Raw genomic sequence first — 19,088 nt, 5'->3', positions numbered from 1 at the left:
GGGCACGTCACGCGACCGCCACGCCGGCCGCGGGCGGCCGCTCGCGCAGCGGCACGTCGCGACCGCGCCACGGTGGCGCCGCGGCGCGGACGTACTGCCACAGCGTCGCGTCCTCGGCACCACTGCTCGGCGCACCGACCCGGCGCGCCGCCACCTCGATGATCTCGGTCGCCATCACCCCGAGATCATGCACCGCCTGGTGCGAGTGGGCACGTGCGCCGAGGTCCACCTGGGCGAGGGCGTCGAGCCCCCACCGCGCGTGCACGTCGAGCAGCAACGCGATCTCGACGCCGTACCCGGTCGGCACCGGCAGGGCCGACAGCGTGTCGCGCCGTACCGCCCACTCCCCGGCCAGCGGCTGCACCACGGCGGCCAGCTCGGGGCGCCACAGGTTGAGCAGGGGTCGGGCGACGAGCTCGGTCACCCGGCCGCCCTGCGGCGCGTGCAGCCCGGACCCGTCGTCGAGCACGCGGTCGTAGAAGCCCTTGACGTGACGCACGCGCTCGTCGTTCAGCAACGGGCCGAGCAGCCCCGGGACGAAGTGTGTGCCCCAGCCGGTGAGGTCGGCGTCGATGCAGACCATCAGCTCGCCCGTCGTCACGAACAGCGATTTCCAGATCGCCTCACCCTTGCCGGGGTAGCCGTCGAGGTCGGGCCGGATGCTGCGGGCGGAGTGGACCCGGGCGCCGGCGTCGGCCGCGACCTGGGACGTGGCGTCGGTGGAATCGGAGTCGATCACCACCAGCTCGTCGACGAGCGGGTGGGCGCGGACGAGGTCGTCGTGGATGCCGGCGACGATCGCGCCGATCGTCGGCTCCTCGTTGCGGGCCGGGATGACGACGCTGACGCGGCGGCCGCGCTTGGCCGCGACGAGCGCGGCGACGTCGTTGTCGCGGCCGTCGGACGTGGCACGCTCGAACCACGCCTGCGCCCGCCCGTCCACCCCGACCATGGTGCCGTGGCCCTGTCGACCGTGCGCAGGGCCCTCGCCGGTGACGATGTGCAGACACGCGGGTCCGGGCCCGCGCGTCTGCATACCGTCGACGACGAGGTCAGGTGAGGCTGCGCAGCAGGGCCTTGGCGATCGGCGTCGCCTTCACCTTGGCGGTGTCGCCGCCGTAGACGAACACCGCGAACGCGTAGTCGCCCTTGACGCCGGCGAACCACGAGTGGCTCTTCGGCGGGGTGTCGGTGCCGTACTCGGCCGTGCCCGTCTTGCCCTCGACCCCGCCGATGGTGGCGAGGTCGTGGCCGGTGCCCTGCGGCAGGTCGACGGTCGCGCGCATCAACGAGTTCAGGGCGCTGGTGCGCGCCGCGGGCAGTGCCGTGCCTGCCGGGGTGGCCGGGGTGGCCGCGCCGGCCACGAGCGAGGGCAGCACCGGGCGGCCGGTGCTGGCGTTGCCGGCGACGAGGGCCATGAGCAGCGGCGAGACCAGCACGCGGCCCTGGCCGATGGCGTCGGCGGCCTGCTCCGTGGCGCCGGCGGGAGTGGGCAACGAACCCGAGAACGCCTTGACGGGCAGCGTCCACCGGGCGCCCAGCCCGAGCGACGCGGCCGCGGTGGGCAGGGCCGAGGGCGGCAGCGACCGCGCCGTGGTGATGGCCGTCGTGTTGCAGGAGTAGCCGAACGCGTTGCGCAGCGGGATCGGCGGGTAGGAGAAGCGGTTCTCGTTCTCGAAGCGGCGGCCGTCGACGGTCACCGTCGCCGGGCAGCGGACGGTCGTGCTCGGCGTCAATGACGGCGTGGTGGCGAACGCCGCGCTGTAGGTCACGGTCTTGAACGTCGAGCCGGGCGGGAACGCGCCCTGCAGGCCGTAGTCGTAGGTGGCCGCCGCGGTGTCGGCGTCGGCCAGGATGCGCCCGGTGGAACGGGACACCACGACGACCGAGGCAGCGGGCGTGGTCGTCGCCAACGCCTTCTCGGCCGCCGTCTGCACGGTGCGGTCGAGAGTGAGCCGGACGGGTTTGCCCGGTTGCGGCAGCGCCAGCGTGGCGAGCACCCGCGGGAACGACGACGGCGCGGAACCGGTGTCGGGCGCGGCCACGACGGCGACACCGGCCGTGCCCGTCAACGTGCTGTCGAACGCCTGCTGCAGGCCGCCCTGCCCGGCCTGGTCGCCCGCGGCGAGGCGGCCCTTCGACGCCGCGATCTGGGCGGCGGTGGCGTCGCCGACGGTGCCGAGCAGCGGCTGGCCGAACCTGGCCGTGGGTGCGAGAACCCGGGTCTCGCTGTGGAACACGGTGCCGGGCAGGTCGTAGATCTTGGTCTTGATCGCCAGGTACGCCGGCCTGCGCAGGGTGATGACGGGGACGAAGTCGGTGGGCGCGGCCGCCTTGACCGCCGCGGTGATCTCGGCCGCCGTGGTCTGCAGGGACGGCACCGCCGCCAGCTGCTTCGCCAGGCGCGGCAGGTCGCGGACGAGTTTCGGCTCCAGGCCGACAGCGACGACCGGTGTGGGCGCGAACAGCGCGCGCCCGGCGCTGTCCTGCAGCGCGGCGCGGGTGGGCTGGGTGCGCCTGAGCGCGAGGTGCTGGCCGGCCAGCAGCACCGGGTTCAGGTCCTCCGGACTCCACTGCACCCGCCACGCCTTGGCCACGTGGCGCAGCGTCAGGCTGCCGCGGTAGCGCCAGCGCTGCGCCACACCGGGGAACGCCCAGGACGCGGCGTACGCAGCCGTGGCCTTGGTGCCCTTGGTCCGCACCGTGCCGACGGTGAACGAACCCTTCGCCGTCGACCCCAGCCCCGCCCGGCTGGCGGTCAGGACCGACCGTGTCGACGTCGGGTCGTTGGTCGCCCGCGCGGCGGTGTCGACCCGGCCGGCGCCGACGGCGTCGAGCCACCGTTGCGCGGCCCGTTGCTGGGCCGACGGGCCCGAGCTGCCCGTGCAGGCGGACAGCAGACCGGCGAGCAGCAGCCCGATGACCGCTGCAGCGACGACCCGTCGTGTCACGTCCGCCCTCGTTCCCCGGCCGTGGGGCCGCTCGTCCGACTCTCCGGACCAGCATGCCGGGAGGGTCCGACAGGATCCGCATCACAGTGCAGGACGGCCGCCGTCGCCGACACGAGCGCACCCCGTTCGCCCAGCACGGCCCCGACCACGGCGGCCACGGCCACGGCGACGGCCATCGGCACGATCAGCACCAGCGCGCCGTGCGGAGCGTAGCCACCGCCGACGAGCTCCAGCGTGAGCAGCACAGCGGTCACCGGCGCCCGCTGGGTGACGGCCAGCACCGCGGCGGCACCGACGACCGCGAACGCGACGGCCGGTTCGCCGGGCCACACCCGTTCGGTCACCTGCGCGGCGACGGCACCGAGCAGCGCGCCCGTCGCCAGGGCCGGGGTCAGCACCCCGCCGATGGCCCCCGCGCCGAGACAAGCCGCGGTCACGAGCGGCTTCAGGACGAGCAGCACCGTCGCGAGCCCGAGCCCGATCGTGGCGTCGAAGGCCAGCCCGGCCGGACCCTTGCCGTTGCCCGGCAGCTGCGGGTAGGCCACGGCCAGGGCACCGACGGCGGCGAACGCGACGGGCACGGCCACCGCGACCCGCCACCCCGTCGGCGCGTGCTCCCGCGCGAAGGTCATCAACCTCGTGAACGCCACGCCGAGTACCCCGGCCACCGCGCCCAGCAGCGGCGCCCACGCCAGCAGCCGGCCGGAGAAGTCGAGATGCGGGACGCGGTAGGTGGGCCCGTCACGCAGCACGACCTGCCCGACGAGGGCGGCCAGGCCCGACGTCACCAGCGCGGGCACCAGCGCCCGCAGACCGAGCGTGGCCAGCAGCACCTCGAGCGCGAACGCGGCACCGCCCAGGGGGACGTCGTACACCGCGGCCAGGCCTGCCCCGGCGCCGCACGCGAGCAGCACCCGCTGCTGGTCGGCGTCCAGCCCCAGACGTTGCGCGAGCTGGCCACCGGCGAGCGCGCCGGCCTGCCGGGGTGCGCCCTCGCGGCCGAGCGACGCGCCGCCGGCGACCGCAGCGATCTGCACGACGGCGTCGACGAGCGTCGCGACGACCGGCAACTGCGGTCGCGGACGCCGCAGCGTGCCGACCACCGAGACCGACTCGCGCGAGAAGATTTGCCGCGTGAGCCACCAGGCCGCCCCGACCACCACGCCCGTCCCGGCCAGGGCCAGCACCCGCCGCGCCGGGCCGGCGTGCTCGACCCCGATCAGGAAGTTGCCCTCGGTGTAGCCGAAGAGCAGGTGCTGGAGCGCGTGCAGCAGCAGCGTCAGCGCCGCTCCGAGCACCCCGGCCGCGAGCCCGGTGGCCACGGTGGCAACCGTCATGCGTGGAACACGGGGCCGGCTCACCCGGCGATCATGTCAAGGGCGCCCGGTCGGACCTCGTGCGCTCGCCGGGCAGCGGGGTCTAGCGTCACGCCGGAGGGCGTCCGTGGGAGGTCGAGCCGTGTCGCTGTCGCAGATCGCACGCGCCCGGCCCGACGCGCCCGCCGTGGTCGGCGCCGCCACGATGACCTTCGCGCAGCTCGACGCCGCGGTGAGCGGCGCGCACTCCCCCGATGCGGCAGCCGCCCTGGTCGAGGCGTGGGCGGCACACGCCGACACCGACGCCGACGCCGACCGGGCCCACGCGCTCGCCGAGGTGCTGGACGCCCCGTTCGGCATCGGCCCCACCAGCGTCCTGCTGGGCACCGAACCGTGGCGCCCGTCCTCGCCGGCTCTCGCGTGGGCGCTCGCCGCGCAGCACGCCGGCGCCGCCGTGGTGGTCGGCGACCTCGACGCGGCGGGCTGCCTCGACGCGATCGCCCGCCACGGTGTCACCCACCTGCTCGTGGGCCCGGGTGGTTTCCAGGCGTTGCTCGACCTACCCGACGCGACCCGGTCCGACGCCGACCTGAGCAGCGTCGTCGCCGTGCTGCACGCGGCCACGGCCTGCCCGCCCGAGGTCAAACGCCGGGCGCTCGACTGGTTCGGCCCGATCGTCCGGGCCTACCACCCGCCGGACCCGGGCCCGGACCTGTTCCTCATCGACGCCGACGAGTGGCTGGCGCATCCCGGCTCGATCGGGCGACCCCTGTCCGGCGTGCCGCACGTCGTCGGTGACGACGGCCGCGAGCTACCGCTCGGCGAGGTCGGTCAGCTGTGCGTCGAGTCGCCCGACGGCGGCTCGGCGGTCGGTGCGGGGTGGCACCGACTGCCCGACCTCGGCCACCTCGACGGCGACGGGTTCGCCTACCTGTCCGACCGCCGCACCGACCTCATCCTCACCGGCGGCGCGACGGTCGTGCCGCGCGAGGTCGAGGACGCGCTGACGATGCACCCCGCGGTCGACGACGTCAGCGTCATCGGGGTCCCCGACCCGCACGGCGGGGAGTCGGTGCGGGCCGTCGTGCAGGCGGCACCGGGGTGGACGCCCGGACCGGAGCTCGCGGCCGAGCTGCTCGCCGCCGCACGCCGGTACCTGCCCGATGCCAAGCTGCCCGACCGCATCGACTTCGTCGACCAACTGCCGCGGATGCCCACCGGCAAGATCCTGCGGCGGGTCGTGCGTGACCACTACGGCAACGCATGACGCGGGGCGTGCCCGCCGGCGGTCTCAGGCGGGCGCGGGCAGGAAGTCGAGCAACAGCTCGGTGATTACACCGGGTGCCCGCACCGGCAGCCAGTGGTCGACGCCGTCCACCCGCTCGTAGCGCCACGGGCCGTCGACGAACCGCGACGACTCGCTCATCTGCTCCTCGGTGAGGAACGGGTCGGCGCTGGACCACACACCCATCGTCGGGCACGTGACGTGCGGCAGCGTGTCCGTCGGGGTCATGCCGAACGTCTTCGGGTCGATGTTCGCGCGGTACCAGTTCAGCGCGGCGGTCAATGCCCCCGGCCGCGCGAGATCGTCGATCTGGCGGTGCGCATCCGTGCCGTCCGACGGGTCGCGCCACCCCCAACGCCGCAGGAACGACCAGTCGTCCTGCGGCAGCACCGATTCGGCGACCCCGGGCAGCAGGAACCAGAGCATGTACCAGGACAGCTCGGCCTGCCGCCACCCGGCATGCGCACGCGTCGACGGGTGGCCCACCGACAGTGCGGTCAACGACGACACGCGATCGGGCGCGAACATGGCCGTGGCCCAGGCCAGCCCGGCACCCCAGTCGTGCGAGACGAGCGCCGCCCGCTCGACGCCGAGGTCGTCGAGCAGGCCGGTGACGTCGCCGATGAGGGTGCGCATGCGGTATGCGCCCACCTCGGTGGGTCTGCTGCTCTCGCCGTAGCCGCGCAGGTCCGGAGCGATGACCCGGTACCCAGCGCCGGCCAGCGCAGGCACCTGGTGGCGCCAGAGCCGCGCCGAGTCCGGGAAGCCGTGCAGCAGCAGTACCGGCGGGCCCTCGTCCGGCCCCTCGAGCGTCACCGACAGCGTGATCCCGTTGACGTCGTGCGAAGAGGTGGGCATGGCCCCAACCTAGGCGCAACCTCTCCGACCCCGGCCGTTGACAACGACGGCGGCGCAGCGTGAGGTGAGGCCATGAGCGCCCGCCGCACCACCCGTCCCGCTCGCACCCTGGTCGCGGTCGCCGCGGTTACGGTCCTCGCCGCCGGGACGGCGGCGGCCGTGACGCCGCCGGCCGCCGCCGCACCGGGATCGGTGACCAGCCCGTGCGACACCTCCACCGACACCGAGTACGCGCAGGGCACGGCCGCGGCTGCGATCGGCTGGCCGGGCAACGCGCAGGCGGTGGTCGCCTGCCTCAGCGGCTCGTTCGTCGTCAAGAACACCCAGCGCACGTACGGCTACGGCCTCTGGAAGGCCCAGCGCACCACCTGGACCAACGCCGAGGGGCACCTGCCCGCGCTCGTGACCCGCTTCCGCACCGGCGGCGCCGACGTGTCGATCACCAACTTCGGCGACACCGTCCGCTCCGGCGGCCACACCGTCGTCGCGATCTACAGCCGCGTGCGCGTCACGAACCGCACCGACCGCGCGGTCACCGTCGACCCCGCGCCGACCGCCGGGCTCACCGCGCTCGACCACGCTGCGAACCGGGTGGGTGCCCACCGCAGCGTCAACCACGACTACGCCGTCTACTCCGACCGGTTCGGCGCATCGGCCGCCTACCCGTCGACGCGGGCGTTCGGTTCCTACGCCGCGCACTACCGGCACATGCGGAGCTACTGGAACGGCCAGCTGCACAAGCTCGCACGGATCACGGCGCTGCCCGACCACCGCCTCGTCGAGGCCTACCGGACCGGGTTCGAGTACACCCAGATCACCCGCGGCGGCGACGAGCTCAAGACCGGCGTCAACGGCTACGACAAGGAGTACAGCCATGACGTCATCGGCATCCTGGCCACCCTGCTGACGCAGGGTTTCACCCGCGACGACACCACGACGGTCAAGGCCCTGCTGCTGCGGCTGCGTGAGGTCGTCGGGACGCAGGCCCAGTACGACGACGGCATCTGGAAGTACGCCTGGATCTGGGCGCTGTACCTGCAGAAGACCGGTGACCGCGCGTTCGTGCTCGCCAACTTCGCCACGCCCGGGCCGAAGGGCAGCGCCCTGCAGCCGAGCATCCTCGACAGCGCGCACAAGATCGCCGCCGACCGCACCGGGCCCGGCGGCATCATGGAGAACACGCCCGACATCGACGCCGACGGTTACTGGACGATCGACAACTACTCGGGCCTGATGGGCCTGGCCGCGTACCGCTGGCTGAGCAAGCAGCTCGGCAAGAGCAGCGAGTACACCTGGGCCGACCGGCAGTACGACAGCCTGCTCGGCGCGGTGAACACCACGCTGACCGCGACGATCACGAAGTACCACCTGAACTACCTGCCGTGCTCGATGGTCGAGCCGAACACGGCCAACCGCTGCAAGGACCCGAAGGACGCCAACTGGGCGGCGCCGTTCCTGTTCGGACGGTGGGCGTGGGACGGCTACCTGTTCGACGCCCCGATCAGCGGGCCGGGCTCGTCGCTGATCGACGCGACCTACGACTACGGCTTCGGCCGGCTCAAGGGCATCCTGCCGGCGAACACCCTCGGCGGGTACTCGCCGACGAACTACAGCACCGGCTACAACGCCGGCTACGGCGAATGGGGCCTGGCCAGCGACCACCACCGCGACCAGGGCATCCTCGGCTACCAGTTCATGATCGACCACACGCAGAGCGGCCCGTACTCGTGGTGGGAAAGCGTCGCCGCCCCCGACCCGTCGTCGCCTTGGGCGGGCAGCCACCCGTCGGCGGGCGCCGGCGCGTCACCGCACGCCTGGGGTTCGGCGACCGCCAACCTGACCCTGCTCGACTCGCTGGTCGCCGAGCGCGGCGACGGGACGCTGATCGTCGGCCGCGGCGTGCCCGACGCCTGGGTCCGAACCGGCAAGCGCATCGCGGTCGCCAACATGCCCATCACCGGTGGGCGGCACCTCGGCATCGCGATCACGACGCGCGGCCGGCAGGTGACGCTGCGGCTCACCGGTCACCGTCCCGCCGGACCGGTGCTGTTCCAGCTGCCGGCGTTCGTGCACAACCTCGCCCGGTCGAACCACGGCGCCGTCGACCCGGCCACCGGCACCGTCACGCTGTCGGCCTCGACCCGCAGCGTGACGGTGACGATGCGCCACCGCTCCTGATCGGACGGTCCTCAGAAGTCGTCGTCGAACCCGACACTCCCGCCGACGCCGACCTGGTAGGCCGACACACGTCGCTCGAAGAAGTTCGACAGCTCCTGGACGTCCTGCAGCTCCATGAACGCGAACGGGTTCGCGGAGCCGTAGAGCGGGTCGAGACCGAGCTGCGCGAGCCGTCGGTCGGCCACGTGCTGCAGGTACTCGCGCATGTCGGCCAACGACATGCCGGACACGCCCTGGGTGAGCAGGTCCTCGGCGAACTGCACCTCGCACTCGACCGCCTCGGCCAGCATCTCGCGCACCTGGCGTGCCAGGTCGTCGTCGAACAGCTCGGGCTCCTCGCGGCGCACCGTCTCGACGACGTCGAACGCGAACGCCATGTGCATCGACTCGTCACGGAACACCCAGTTGGTGCCCGACGCCAGCCCGTTCAGCAGCCCGCGCGAACGCAGGAAGTACACGTAGGCGAACGCCCCGTAGAAGAACAACCCCTCGATGCAGGCGGCGAAACAGATGAGATTGAGCAGGAACGCCCGCCGGTCCGTCGCCGTCTCGAGCCGCGTCAACGACCCGAGCGAGTCGATCCAACGGAAGCAGAAGTCGGCCTTCCGCTTGATCGACGGGATGTTCTCGACGGCCGCGAACGCCTCGGCGCGCTCGCGTTCGTCGGTGACGTAGGTGTCGAGCAGGGTCAGGTAGAACTGGACGTGCACGGCCTCCTCGAACAACTGCCGGCTCAGGTACAACCGGCCCTCGGGCGAATTGACGTGCTGGTAGAGGTTGAGCACCAGGTTGTTGGCGACGATCGTGTCGCCGGTGGCGAAGAAGGCCACCAGCCGGTTCACCAGGTGCTGCTCGGCCGGTGAGAGCCGCGCCAGGTCCTTGAGGTCGGAGTGCAGGTCGACCTCCTCCACCGTCCAGGTGTTCTTGATCGCGTCACGGAAACGGTCGTAGAAGTCGGGATAGCGCATCGGCCGCAGCGTCAGGTCCATCCCGGGGTCCAACAGGCTCACGGCCTCACTCCGTTCGCCCCGGCGATGCCGCCACGACACTCGTTCGCTCCGCAGGCGTCGCTCACTGGCATGCCTCGCAGCTCTCGGGGTTCTCCAGGCTGCAGGCGATCGCCTCGGCCTCGGTCAGCGCCGCCTCGGCCAACGCGACCTGAGCCGGCGCAGCCTCGGTCGGCGCGGCGGTCACGGTGGCCTGCTGGATGCGCGTGGCCGGTCGCGAACGCAGGTAGTACGTCGTCTTCAAGCCCGCCTTCCAGGCGTAGAGGTACATCGAGCTGAGCTTGCCGATCGACGGTGCGGCCAGGAACAGGTTCAGCGACTGCGACTGGTCGATGTAGGGCGAGCGTGCCGCGGCCAGGTCGATGAGCGCGCGCTGCGGCAGTTCCCACGCGGTGCGGTACACCGCACGCACGTCGGCCGGCAGCTCGGTGAGCCCCTGCACCGACCCGTCGGCACGCTTGATCGCGTCGCGGGTCTGCGAGGTCCACAGCCCGCGCGTCTTCAGCTCACGCACGAGCGCACCGTTGACCTGCAGGAACTCCCCCGACAGCGTCTCGCGCTTGAACAGGTTCGACACCTGCGGCTCGATGCACTCATAACAGCCGGCGATCGAGGCGATGGTCGCCGTCGGCGCGATCGCGATCAGCAGCGAGTTGCGCAGGCCGGTCGCGGCGATCCGTTCGCGGACGGCCGACCAGCGTTGCGTCTGCGTCGGAGTGACGCCCCAGAGGTCCGGTTGCAGGTCACCGGCCGCGGCCCGCGTGTCCGCGAAACTCGGGTGCGCACCGTCGGTTGCCGCGAGCTCGGCCGAGGCCTCCAGCGCCGTCAGGTAGATCTCCTCGGCGATGCGCGTCGACAGCTCGGCCGCCTCGGGGGCGTCGAAGGGCAGGCCGAGCGCGAAGAACACGTCCTGCAGGCCCATCACCCCGAGACCGACGGGACGCCAGCGCGGGTTGGACGCGGCCGCCTCGTCGGACGGGTAGTAGTTGATGTCGATGACGCGGTCCAGGAAGGGCACCGCCGTGCGTACCGTCTCGCGCAGCCGCGCCCAGTCGAAGGCACCGTCGCGCAGGTGCTGCGCGAGGTTGATCGAGCCCAGGTTGCAGACCGCGGTCTCGCGGTCGGAGCTGACCTCGACGATCTCGGTGCACAGGTTCGACAGGTGCACGACGTTGCCGGCGACCGCCGTCTGGTTGCACAACCGGTTCGAGGTGTCCTTGAACGTCATCCAGCCGTTGCCGGTCTGGGCCAGGGTGCGCATCATCCGCCCGAACAGGTCGCGGGCCGGCAGCTGACGGACGTAGCGTCCCGCCGCCTCGGCCGCCCGGTACGCCTCGTCGAACGCGTCGCCCCACAGGTCGGGCAGCTCCGGTACCTCGTCGGGATCGATGAGCGACCACACGCCGTCGGCCTCGACACGGCGCATGAACTCGTCCGGGATCCAGTTGGCCAGGTTGAGGTTGTGCGTGCGACGCGCGTCCTCGCCGGTGTTGTCGCGCAGCTCGAGGAACTCCTCGACGTCCGGGTGCCACGGCTCCAGGTAGACACACGCGGCGCCCTTGCGGCGGCCGCCCTGGTTGACGGCGGCCACCGACGAGTCGAGCGTGCGCAGCCACGGGACGATGCCGTTGCTCTGTCCGTTCGTACCGCGGATCAGCGCGCCCCGTGAGCGCACCCGCGACCACGAGATGCCGATGCCGCCCGCGAACTTCGACAGCCGCGCCACCTGCTGGTAGCGGCGGTAGATCGAGTCGAGCTCGTCGCGCGGCGAGTCGACGAGGTAGCACGAACTCATCTGGGTGTGCCGGGTGCCGGAGTTGAACAGGGTCGGCGAGCTCGGCAGGTAGGCCAGCGACGACATGAGCCGGTAGAACCCGATGGCCTCCGACGGCGTCCGGGACAGCCCGCACGCCACGCGCAGCAGGAAGTACTGCGGCGTCTCGACGACCAGGCGGCCGGTCGGGTGCCGCAGCAGGTAGCGGTCGTAGACGGTGCGCAGGCCGAAGTACTCGAACCGCGCGTCGGCGCCGTGGTCGACGGCGAAGTCGAGCTTGCGCGCGTTGTCCTTCACGAAGCGGGCGGTGTCGTCGCCGATCAGGCCCTCGGCGTGCCCGAGCGCGACGGACTGGCTGAACGACGCGACGCCCTGGTTGCGGACCTCCTTGTCGATGAAACCGGCGAGCAGGCGCGCGGCCAGCCGGGAGTACTGCGGCTCCTCGCCGATCATCTCGGCCGCGGTGCGGATCGAGAGCTGGTCGAGCTCGGCGGTGGTGGCGCCGTCGTACAGGCCGCTGATGGTGCGGGTCGCGACGCGCATCGGGTCGACGTCGGTGAGGTCGTCGGCCCAGCGTTCGACGGCCCGCACGATCTTGTTGACGTCGACCGGTTCGCGGTCGCCGTTGCGCTTGCGGACCTGCATGCGGTCGCGCCGTGACGCGGGTGCGTCAGGGGTGGCTTCCGGCGTGTGTGGTGCCACTGCTGATGGGGTGGTGGTCATCGCTCTCTCCTCGCGAGCTGGGGCTCGGTCCGAGAACGGGGGGCGACGACGGGGCGTCCACCGGGCGTAGGCCGACCCGGTGACCGTGCCGTCAGCCGTCCCACGCGGCCTCGGACCACCGCGCACGGGTGTGCACGGTGTTGGCAACAGGCTCAATCGCCTGTGCGCTGGCAGGTCTTCGGACTCGTGGGCGCGATCGGAGGATCCCGACCACCTACTGGCCGTCGCTTCCCAGGCCCGTCGGACCCAGTGCTTGGTGACGGCTGTCGTTCCCACTCACCGCTGCGGGGCAGTCCCCGAATCGCACGGGGTTCCCTGTTGCCCCGACGCCGTTGGCTACGGCGCCGGACCAGCTGCAGGAACACCATATGTAGGGGTGCTCGGACAGTGTGGGATCTACATGTCGTGGCGGCGTGTCGTGTCGCGATGCCGCGCCGGGTCGCGCTACGGCCCGGCGGCGCACGCCGCACGCCAGGTGATCAATTGCGTTTGCCGGCGGCTGTGCGACCGCAATCCGCAGTCGATCACCAGCGTCGGTCAGAGGACGGAGCCGAGCAGCCCCGGGAAGCGCTCGTCCAGTTCGTCGCGACGCAGCGACACCATGCGCTGGCGTCCGCGGGGTTCGTTGCGGATGACGCCCGCCTCGCGCAGCGTCTTCAGATGGTGGGAGAACGTCGACTTCGGCGACAACGGATCGACCACCTGGCAGTTGGTCACGGTCTGCGCACCCTCGGCCGCGATCAGGCGCACGAGCGCGAGCCGGGCCGGGTCGCTCAGGGCGAACAGCACGTCGGTGAGCTCGACGTCGGTGAGGTCGGGGTGCACCAGTTCGCGGGACGTGGCGGTCATCACAGTTCGACTTTCTTGGAAAGGTCGTGCAGCCGGACGGGTTGCAACTGTTTGATGCAACTCGAACGATCCAGGAATCGGAGCCCAGCATGCCGACAGTGAGCGCGACGTCACAACCCAGCACCTGCCCCGTCACCGACGCCGCCACCTCGCCGGACGAGCCCGCCGCCACCTCCGACGCCGGCAAGGTCGGGACGCGTCTCCGGCGCCTCCCGCGGGCGGCCGCGTTCTGGCTGGTCGGTCTCACCGCGGCGACGCTGCTCGCGGCGTCCAGCGCCCCGAGCCCGCTGTATCCGGTGTTCCAGGCCGAGTTCGGGTTCTCGGCCATCACGTTGACGTCGATCTTCGCGGTGTACGTGCTGGCCCTGCTGGCTGCACTGCTGACCGTCGGGCGGCTGTCCGACTTCATCGGCCGCCGGCCCGTGCTCGCGGCGGCGCTCGTCGTCGAGGCGGGCGCGATGGCGGTCTTCCTCGGCGCCGACAGCGTCACCTGGCTGGTCGCCGCGCGCATCGTGCAGGGCCTGGCCACCGGCGCGGCGGTCGGCGTGCTCGGCGCGTACCTGCTCGACCTGCAGCCGCCGGACGGCAGCCGCCTCGGATCGCTCGTCAACAGCGTCGCGCCCACCTCGGGACTGGGCCTCGGCGCCATCGGCACGGGCGTGCTCGTGCAGTACGCCCCGCACCCGACCAAGCTCGTCTTCGTCGTCCTCCTGGTGCTGTTCGGGCTGCTGCTGGCGGCCACCGCCGTCCTTCCCGAGACGGTGCGGCGCGTGCCCGGCGGCGTCGCGGCGCTGCGGCCCACCGTCGCGGTGCCCGCGCCCGCCCGGACCGCGTTCCTCACCGCGTTGCCCACCATGCTGGCGACCTGGGCCCTGGGCGGGCTCGTGTTCTCGGTCGGCGGCTCGTTGCTCGGCTCCGTCTTCGACCAGCGCAACGAGGCCGTCATCGGGCTCGTACTCGGTGTGTTCGCGCTGGCCGGCGCGGCCGCCGCGCTGGCCTTCAACACGACCGCGCCGGAGACCGTGACGCTCGTCGGCGTGGCGGCACTGGTTGCCGGGACCGTCCTGTTCCTCATCGGCGTGGCCGCCGCCTCCCTCACCGTGTTCGTGATCGCGGCCGTGGTCTCCGGCGCCGGGTTCGGGTCGGCGTTCCTCGGTTCGCTGCGGTCGATGACCCAGCTCGCGGAGCCTCACCAGCGGGCCGGTCTGCTGTCGGCGGTCTACGTCGTCAGCTACCTGGCGTTCAGCATCCCCGCGGTGGTCGGCGGCGTCCTCATCACCCACATCGGCATCCGCGACACCTCGCTCGGCTACGGCGCGCTCGTCGGGTTGCTGGCCCTGACCAGCCTCGCCCTCGGCCTGGTCACCCTCCGGCGGGCTCGCCCCGCCGGAGGGTGACACCTCGCGTACACCTGCCGTGCACGTCCCGGCCGCATCGACGCGGCACCCTCGTGCGAGACGTCAGGGGGATGCGTGGCGACCAGGACCGAGGCGCGCTCGTCGGACCGCGAACGCATCGACGACGCGCTCGCCCAACCGCTGACCGGTGCGCTGGGCTGCTTCCTGCTCGACCCGGACGACGTCGCGGCAGGGGTTGCGTTCGTGCCCGGTCAGCTCGCCGGCAGCCGCACCGGCGGCGTGCACCCCGCGGCGCTCGCCGCCGTCCTCGAGCTCGCCGGGTACCTGGTCGTGCTGCCGACCCTGGACGAGGACGAGCACGCGGTGACGCACGCCAGCGCGCTGCAGGTGCTCGGCGGCGCCGGCCGGGGCGACCGGGTGGAGGCCCGCGCCCAGCTCGACCGCCGGAGCCGGCGGCTCGCCTTCGTGTCGGCCGCGGCGACCGTCGACGGCCTGGTCGTCGCGACGGCGCAGCTGACGATGTCGGTGGGCAGACGCAAGCACTGACCCGTGCGGGTCAGGTGTCGACGATCGTCACGAGCAGCTCGCCGGCGAGCGGGTCGGGACGGTGCTCGCCGGACACCGCGGCACCGATCATGAGCACGAGAGCGACGGCGAGCACCACCGCACCGGTGGCCCCGAAGACGGCCAGCGACCGCGTCGGTCGCGTGGCGGCTGCGGTGCGCACCTCGATGTCGGCCGGGGCGCGCACGACGGCGCCGGCCAGGAACGTGGTCGTCGGGCCGGGGGCCGGTGCCTCGACCCTCACCGCGGCGTCCTGCGCCATGGCCAGGGTCGCGGTGACGCCGTAGCAGCGGTTCTGCTTCGGCACCGGGCTGCGGAAGCGGTACGTGCCGTCCCCGGCGGTCGTGACGACCGTGCTGCCGGACGGGGCGGCCGAGGACGTCGTCGACGCCGCCGGGAACAGCAAGGAGTGACACCCGGTCGACGGGGCCGGCGCCGACACCAGCCCGATCGTCACCCGTCCGGCGAGCCCGTAGGTGCCGGCGACGTCGACCGTCCCGGTCATCGGCACGCCCTGCCGCCCGTCGTAGGCGCTGTTCGTGACGCCGAGCGACGGCGAGATGACCATGACCGTCGTGCCCTGACCCCCGGCGGCGACGGTCACGACGGCGCTCCGGCCGTCCTGCGTCACCGTCGAGCGGGTCGTGAGCGCGTAGCAGCCGACCGTCGACACCGACGGGGTGCGCACCACGGCCGCCAACCGGTCGGTGCCCTGCTGCACCAGCGTGACCGGGCCCGACCGCGCGACCACCTTGGCGCCGGTCCACGTCCGACCGGTGTCGCAGCGGCCGCCCGCGCCGGCCGGCAGCGGCCCGTACGTCGTCAGCGTCGACGTGACGGTGGCGCCCGCGGCCTGGGTGGCGGTGACAGTGGCGGTCAGCGTCCCCGTGCGAGCCAGCCCCGACCCGACGCTCTGCGTCAGCTGCAGGGGCGAGACGCCCACCGCGGACGCGGGGTCGGGTGCCGCCTTGACGGTGACCACCGGGCTCGAGTCGGTGACGGTGAGGCTGCCCGCGAATGCGTAGCACCCGGCCTTGAGCGGGCCGGTCGCCCCCACCGCGGGGTCGGCGTCGCCCGCGAACGTGAACGAGTGGCTCCAGGCGGCCGGCGCACCGACGTAGGAGACGCTCGAACAGGTCGAGCCGGACGGTGCGGCGACCGGCCCGAGGACCGAGACCGACCCGGTGCCCGAGTAGCCGTCCGTGTCGCTGACGGTCACCGTCGGGGTGAGCGAACCGCCGGCGAGCACCAGCGCCTTGCCCCCGCCGGTGACGCCGAGGTGCGGCGTCGGGTGCAGCACCGGCGTGAACGCGGCGCGGGCCACCACCTGCTTGGGGGCGGCGAGGGCGACGGCGGCCGGGCGCGAGGCGATGAGGCGCACGCCGACGGGTTCGGCGACGGTCACCGTGTACGCCGACGGCGACGACGGGCCGGTGAGTCGGGCGCTCGCCCGGCCGTCGACCCCCGTGACCACGTTCGTGCTCAGGCCGGCAGCTGCGAAGGTCACGGTGATGCCCGGGGTGGGCACGCCTGCTGCCGAACGGACGACGGCGGACACCGGAGCGAGCGCGCCGGGTTTCGCCCCGGCCGGCGACGCCTGCACCGTGTACGGGCCTGCGTAGCGGCGCGCGGCGGTCGCGAGCGCCGCGGCTCCGGTCGCCGACGTCCCCTGCCGCCCGAGGCACGCGCGTTGGGCGGCGCCACCGCCGAAGGACTGCGCGACGAGCGCGCTGGTCTCGGCGACCTGCGCCGCCGTCCCCGCGCCCCCGTGGCCGATCAGGTAGGCGAGCGCGGCGAGATCGCTGCCGCTCAGACCACGCGTGCCCGGCGTCGCGTCCGTGGCCCGTCCCGACCGTGGCGCCGGCCCGTAGGACGAGCCCTTGGCGACCACGTCGTCCGTCGAGGACGCCGTGGTCCCGTCGACGTCCCACGACGCGAGGGCCACGCGTCGACCGTCGGGCAGCGCGCACACGATGCCGGTCCGGTACTGCGCACCGGTCGTTCCCCAGGGGGTGTCGGCGACGGCGCGGCCACCGCCCGCGAGCGACACGAGCACCGTCCCGAGCAGCACGGCCAGCAGCACGCCCGGCAGGCCGACGCGTGTGCCACGCGTGCGCGGGCCGCCGTTCGGCACGTCCATCCTCCAGGGTCACAGGCAGTTGTCGCGTCGATCATGCGGCGTGAGGGCACCTTTGCCCGGCAGCACGCGCCGGGCGCTGCTGTGAACCCGCGTCGCTACAGTCCATCGGTGCCCCTCGACGTCGTCAGCCCCGCGAGCACACCGCTCGCCCTGCTGGGCACGTGGCGGTTGCGCAGACGGCTCGCCGACCTGCGGACGGGCACCTTCGGGACGATGTCCGGCACGCTGACCCTGAGGCCGGACGCCGCCGGCGTCGAGTGGTTCGAGTCCGGCGTGCTCGTCTGGGGCGGGCGCGAGGTCGACGTGACCCGCCGCTACCTGCTGCGCGACGACGCGGAGCAGGGGTGGTGGGTGTTCTTCGACGACGATCGGCCGTTCCACCCGTGGACACCGGGCCGTGCCGTCGAGCACCCGTGCCGCGCCGACCTGTACCGCGGCCTGGTCCGCGTCGATACCGCTGCATACTGGCGCATCGCGTGGGACGTGGTCGGACCGGCCAAGCACCAACGCATCCTCAGCCGACTGACGCGGTCCGACCGGACAGAACCGGCGCGGTCGGGTATGCAGAGCGAAACGTCCCACCAGGAGGACCGATGACCACTCTCGCCGCCAACCTCGTCAAGGCCGCGACCGAGCACGCCGACCGGACCGCGATCCGGCTCGACGACGCGACCCTCACCTACGCCGAGCTGCACGCGGCCGCGACGAGGGTGGCCGGTGACCTCGTCGCGCAGGGCATCGCGCCCGGCGACCGCGTCGGCCTGGTGCTGCCGAACGTGCCGGCCTACCCGATCCTTTTCTACGGAGCGCTGTACGCGGGTGCGGTGGTCGTGCCGATGAACCCGCTGCTCAAGGCACGCGAGATCGAGTACTACCTGAAGGACTCGGGCATGTCGCTGGTGTTCGGCTGGGACGGTGGCGGCGACGCCGTGCCCACCGGCGCCGAGGCGGTCGGCATACCGTCGGTCATGGTCGGCGCGCTCGGCCCCGAGAGCTCGCAGGGCGAGCCGGTCGACGAGCCGGTCGACCGGGCGGATGACGACACCGCGGTCATCCTCTACACGTCAGGCACGACCGGCCAGCCCAAAGGCGCCGAGCTGACCCACCACAACCTCAACAGCAATGCGCGTACGAGCGTCAGCGCGCTGATCCAGATCGGGCCCGAGGACGTCGTCATGGGCTGCCTTCCGCTGTTCCACGTCTTCGGCCTGACCTGCGGTCTCAACGCCGCGGTGGTCGGCGGCTCGTGCCTCACGCTGATCCCGCGCTTCGACGCCGGGAAGGCGCTCGAGGTCGTGGGACGCGACAAGGTGACCGTCTTCGAGGGCGTCCCCACGATGTACGCCGGCCTGCTGCAGCACCCGCACGCCGGCGAGGCCGACATGAGTTCGCTGCGCACCTGCATCACCGGCGGTTCCGCCATGCCCGTCGAGATCCTGCGCTCGTTCGAGGACACGTTCGGCTGCGAGGTGTTTGAGGGTTACGGGCTGTCGGAGACCTCGCCGGTCGCCTCGTTCAACCAGCCCGGGCACGAGCGCAAGCCCGGCACGATCGGTTTCCCGGTGCCCGGCTGCGAGATGCGCGTCGTCGACGACGAGGGTGCGGACGTCGAGGACGGCGACCCGGGCGAGATCGCCATCCGCGGCGAGAACGTCATGAAGGGCTACTGGGGTCGCCCAGACGCGACGGCCGAGTCGATCCCGGACGGCTGGTTCCGCACGGGCGACGTCGCGACGAGGGACGACGACGGTTACTACACGATCGTCGACCGCAAGAAGGACCTGATCATCCGCGGCGGCTACAACGTCTACCCGCGCGAGATCGAGGAGGTGCTGTACGAGCACCCCGCCGTAGCCGAGGCGGCCGTCGTCGGCATCCCGCACGACGAGCTGGGTGAAGACGTCGGCGCTGCGGTCGCGTTCAAGCCCGGCGAGTCCGCGACTGTCGAGGAGCTGCAGGCGTTCGTGAAGGAACGCGTCGCGGCCTACAAGTACCCGCGCGAGATCTGGCTGGTCGATGAGCTGCCCAAGGGCCCGACCGGCAAGATCCTGCGCCGCGAGGTCAAACCCACGAGCACGTAGTTCG

14 protein-coding genes and 1 riboswitch are annotated in these 19,088 nt (G+C 72.7%); of the genes, 6 read left to right on the top strand and 8 right to left on the bottom strand.

What is annotated here, in order from left to right:
• Positions 1 to 7 precede the first annotated feature (7 nt).
• From ACFFCA_RS11725 to ACFFCA_RS11715, 3 genes are read right to left on the bottom strand one after another with little or no spacing between them, the layout of a single operon-like run.
• Positions 8 to 1,036 carry a glucosyl-3-phosphoglycerate synthase gene (locus ACFFCA_RS11725; RefSeq protein ID WP_375484952.1) on the bottom strand — a complete coding sequence of 343 codons (1,029 nt, stop codon included), beginning with the start codon at positions 1,034 to 1,036 and terminating at the stop codon, positions 8 to 10.
• Positions 1,037 to 1,052: 16 nt separating this feature from the next.
• On the bottom strand, positions 1,053 to 2,951 hold the full coding sequence (locus ACFFCA_RS11720) for a penicillin-binding transpeptidase domain-containing protein (protein WP_375484950.1): 1,899 nt from the start codon (positions 2,949 to 2,951) through the stop codon (positions 1,053 to 1,055).
• Positions 2,948 to 4,288: a chloride channel protein gene (locus ACFFCA_RS11715; RefSeq protein ID WP_375484948.1), complete on the bottom strand. Its 1,341-nt coding sequence runs from the start codon at positions 4,286 to 4,288 to the stop codon at positions 2,948 to 2,950. The genes ACFFCA_RS11720 and ACFFCA_RS11715 overlap by 4 nt, the downstream gene beginning before the upstream one ends.
• Positions 4,289 to 4,409: 121 nt before the next feature.
• Here ACFFCA_RS11715 and ACFFCA_RS11710 point away from each other — a divergent pair, with 121 nt between their 5' ends.
• Positions 4,410 to 5,534, top strand: a complete 1,125-nt coding sequence (locus ACFFCA_RS11710; protein ID WP_375484946.1) for an AMP-binding protein — start codon at positions 4,410 to 4,412, stop codon at positions 5,532 to 5,534.
• Positions 5,535 to 5,558: 24 nt separating this feature from the next.
• Here the strand turns inward: ACFFCA_RS11710 and ACFFCA_RS11705 are convergent, their stop codons facing one another.
• Complete coding sequence (locus ACFFCA_RS11705) at positions 5,559 to 6,410, bottom strand: alpha/beta fold hydrolase (RefSeq protein ID WP_375484944.1); 852 nt, start codon at positions 6,408 to 6,410, stop codon at positions 5,559 to 5,561.
• A gap of 72 nt (positions 6,411 to 6,482) precedes the next feature.
• Here ACFFCA_RS11705 and ACFFCA_RS11700 point away from each other — a divergent pair, with 72 nt between their 5' ends.
• Positions 6,483 to 8,588, top strand: coding sequence for a hypothetical protein (locus ACFFCA_RS11700; RefSeq protein WP_375484942.1), 2,106 nt, complete (start codon positions 6,483 to 6,485; stop codon positions 8,586 to 8,588).
• Between the two features lie 11 nt (positions 8,589 to 8,599).
• Here the strand turns inward: ACFFCA_RS11700 and ACFFCA_RS11695 are convergent, their stop codons facing one another.
• The 3 genes from ACFFCA_RS11695 to ACFFCA_RS11685 all read right to left on the bottom strand — a co-directional run bounded on the left by ACFFCA_RS11695 (position 8,600) and on the right by ACFFCA_RS11685 (position 12,941).
• The gene (locus tag ACFFCA_RS11695) at positions 8,600 to 9,577 is read right to left on the bottom strand and encodes a ribonucleotide-diphosphate reductase subunit beta (protein WP_375484986.1); all 978 of its coding nucleotides are present in this window, start codon (positions 9,575 to 9,577) and stop codon (positions 8,600 to 8,602) included.
• Positions 9,578 to 9,659: 82 nt separating this feature from the next.
• Complete coding sequence (locus ACFFCA_RS11690; RefSeq protein WP_375484984.1) at positions 9,660 to 12,014, bottom strand: ribonucleoside-diphosphate reductase subunit alpha; 2,355 nt, start codon at positions 12,012 to 12,014, stop codon at positions 9,660 to 9,662.
• A gap of 229 nt (positions 12,015 to 12,243) precedes the next feature.
• Positions 12,244 to 12,461: riboswitch (cobalamin riboswitch) on the bottom strand.
• Between the two features lie 168 nt (positions 12,462 to 12,629).
• Entirely contained in the window at positions 12,630 to 12,941 is a 312-nt protein-coding gene (locus ACFFCA_RS11685) for an ArsR/SmtB family transcription factor (RefSeq protein ID WP_375484940.1), read from the bottom strand.
• Between the two features lie 89 nt (positions 12,942 to 13,030).
• Here ACFFCA_RS11685 and ACFFCA_RS11680 point away from each other — a divergent pair, with 89 nt between their 5' ends.
• Together ACFFCA_RS11680 and ACFFCA_RS11675 are read left to right on the top strand one after the other, a co-directional pair.
• Positions 13,031 to 14,338, top strand: a complete 1,308-nt coding sequence (locus ACFFCA_RS11680) for an MFS transporter (protein WP_375484938.1) — start codon at positions 13,031 to 13,033, stop codon at positions 14,336 to 14,338.
• 75 nt (positions 14,339 to 14,413) lie between these two features.
• A complete protein-coding gene (locus ACFFCA_RS11675; protein WP_375484936.1) occupies positions 14,414 to 14,845 on the top strand; it encodes a PaaI family thioesterase in 432 nt (143 codons plus the stop codon).
• Positions 14,846 to 14,855: 10 nt separating this feature from the next.
• Here ACFFCA_RS11675 and ACFFCA_RS11670 read toward each other — a convergent pair whose 3' ends face one another.
• Positions 14,856 to 17,003, bottom strand: a complete 2,148-nt coding sequence (locus ACFFCA_RS11670) for a hypothetical protein (protein ID WP_375484934.1) — start codon at positions 17,001 to 17,003, stop codon at positions 14,856 to 14,858.
• A gap of 108 nt (positions 17,004 to 17,111) precedes the next feature.
• Here ACFFCA_RS11670 and ACFFCA_RS11665 point away from each other — a divergent pair, with 108 nt between their 5' ends.
• Positions 17,112 to 17,600 carry a DUF6314 family protein gene (locus ACFFCA_RS11665; RefSeq protein ID WP_375484932.1) on the top strand — a complete coding sequence of 163 codons (489 nt, stop codon included), beginning with the start codon at positions 17,112 to 17,114 and terminating at the stop codon, positions 17,598 to 17,600.
• Entirely contained in the window at positions 17,597 to 19,084 is a 1,488-nt protein-coding gene (locus tag ACFFCA_RS11660) for a long-chain fatty acid--CoA ligase (protein WP_375484930.1), read from the top strand. The genes ACFFCA_RS11665 and ACFFCA_RS11660 overlap by 4 nt, the downstream gene beginning before the upstream one ends.
• The last annotated feature ends 4 nt before the right edge of the window (positions 19,085 to 19,088 follow it).

The sequence above is a fragment of the uncultured Jatrophihabitans sp. genome (assembly GCF_964252635.1).
Classification (GTDB): Bacteria; Actinomycetota; Actinomycetes; order Mycobacteriales; family Jatrophihabitantaceae; genus Jatrophihabitans.
Note: the sequence above shows the minus strand (reverse complement) of the source record. Positions and strands in the feature narration are given on the sequence as shown.

Coding starts and splice junctions, on each gene's coding strand:
- ACFFCA_RS11700 (WP_375484942.1), top strand. CDS start 6,483: ATGAGCGCCCGCCGCACCACCCGTCCCGCTCGCACCCTGGTCGCGGTC.
- ACFFCA_RS11695 (WP_375484986.1), bottom strand. CDS start 9,577: ATGGACCTGACGCTGCGGCCGATGCGCTATCCCGACTTCTACGACCGT.
- ACFFCA_RS11680 (WP_375484938.1), top strand. CDS start 13,031: ATGCCGACAGTGAGCGCGACGTCACAACCCAGCACCTGCCCCGTCACC.
- ACFFCA_RS11670 (WP_375484934.1), bottom strand. CDS start 17,003: ATGGACGTGCCGAACGGCGGCCCGCGCACGCGTGGCACACGCGTCGGC.
- ACFFCA_RS11705 (WP_375484944.1), bottom strand. CDS start 6,410: ATGCCCACCTCTTCGCACGACGTCAACGGGATCACGCTGTCGGTGACG.
- ACFFCA_RS11660 (WP_375484930.1), top strand. CDS start 17,597: ATGACCACTCTCGCCGCCAACCTCGTCAAGGCCGCGACCGAGCACGCC.
- ACFFCA_RS11685 (WP_375484940.1), bottom strand. CDS start 12,941: ATGACCGCCACGTCCCGCGAACTGGTGCACCCCGACCTCACCGACGTC.
- ACFFCA_RS11690 (WP_375484984.1), bottom strand. CDS start 12,014: ATGCAGGTCCGCAAGCGCAACGGCGACCGCGAACCGGTCGACGTCAAC.
- ACFFCA_RS11725 (WP_375484952.1), bottom strand. CDS start 1,036: ATGCAGACGCGCGGGCCCGGACCCGCGTGTCTGCACATCGTCACCGGC.
- ACFFCA_RS11715 (WP_375484948.1), bottom strand. CDS start 4,288: ATGACGGTTGCCACCGTGGCCACCGGGCTCGCGGCCGGGGTGCTCGGA.